Origin of the sequence: Bradyrhizobium sp. CSA112 (genome assembly GCF_029051645.1) — a bacterium.
Lineage (GTDB): Bacteria > Pseudomonadota > Alphaproteobacteria > Rhizobiales > Xanthobacteraceae > Bradyrhizobium.
The window spans coordinates 1-1,267 of record NZ_JAACFS010000105.1; the positions used below are offsets into that span (position 1 = coordinate 1).

Annotated in this window: 1 protein-coding gene; it reads left to right on the top strand. The window is 65.3% G+C overall.

Translation table 11 applies throughout. The features are described from left to right. A partial coding sequence (locus tag GWE18_RS41855) for an IS1182 family transposase (protein WP_275191296.1) occupies positions 1 to 1,263 on the top strand: 1,263 nt, incomplete at its 5' end. Between the last annotated feature and the right edge of the window lie 4 nt (positions 1,264 to 1,267).

Below are 1,267 nucleotides of genomic sequence, written 5' to 3' on the forward strand. Positions count from 1 at the left end.
CCACGGATGCGGGAACCGGTACGCGATCAGATCGAGCTTCGGGCAGTCGATCTGGAGGCGCTGGTGGCCGCCGATCATCCGGTCCGGGTGATCTGGGCTTACGTCGAGAAACTTGATCTGCGCGAGCTTGAAGATGCGATTAGAGCTCGAACCCACACGGCGGGACAGGCGCCGGCGAGCCCGCGGCTTTTACTGGCACTTTGGCTTTATGCGACGAGCGAGGGCGTTGGCAGTGCGCGGGCGCTGGCACGGCTGTGTGAGAGCCACGACGTCTATCGGTGGCTCTGCGGCGGGGTGAGTGTGAACTATCACGGCCTTGCCGACTTCCGCACGGCGCATCCGGAGCTTCTGGATCGGCTGTTGAGCGAAAACGTCGCCAGCCTGTCGGTGGCCGAGGTCATCGACCTCGATGAGGTGGCGCAGGACGGAGTGCGGGTACGCGCATCGGCTGGGACCAAGTCATTCCGCCGCCGCAAGAAGCTTCACAAGGAACTGCGCAAGGCGCAACGATTGATCCGACAGCTGAAGGACGAAGCAACCGACGATCCGCAAGCCAGCACCCGGCGGATCGCTGCGGCCAACGAACGGGCCCTGCGTGAACGCGAGCAGCGCGTGGCGGCAGCGCTGAAAAAGCTGGCCGAGATCGAGGCCGAACGCGAACGGCGCAGCAAGACCAACAGGAAGGAGGTCGAGAAGCAGAAGGAGCCGCGCGCCTCCACCAGCGATCCCGACGCCCGCGTCATGAAGATGGCCGATGGCGGCTTCCGCCCCGCCTACAATTGCCAGCTCTCGACCGTCGCCGGCGGCCAGATCGTGATCGTCCCGGACGTCAAAACCGTCGGCTCCGACCGCGGCTTGGCCCGGCCGATGCTGGAGGAGATCAACCGCCGCCATGGCCGATGGCCGAAGCGGCTCCTGATCGACGGCGGCTTCAACAAGAATGAGGATACCGAGTGGGCGGCCGATCGCGGCATCAAGGTCTACGGGCCGCCTTCACACAGTAAGCACCAGCGCGACCCGTATGAGCCACGCGACCACGATGGGCCCGGCGTCGCCGCCTGGCGAGCCCGCATGAAGAGCCCACGTGGCAAGTCGATCTACAAGCGTCGGGCTCAGGCGGAGTGTATCAACGCTCGCTTCCGCAACTGGGGCCTGCAGCAGTTCACGGTACGCGGCCTCAAAAAGGTCCAGACAGTCCTGCACTGGTTCGCACTCACCAACAACATCCTGGCCGGCCACCGCCTGCTCCGGGCTGCAGCTTGAAGCC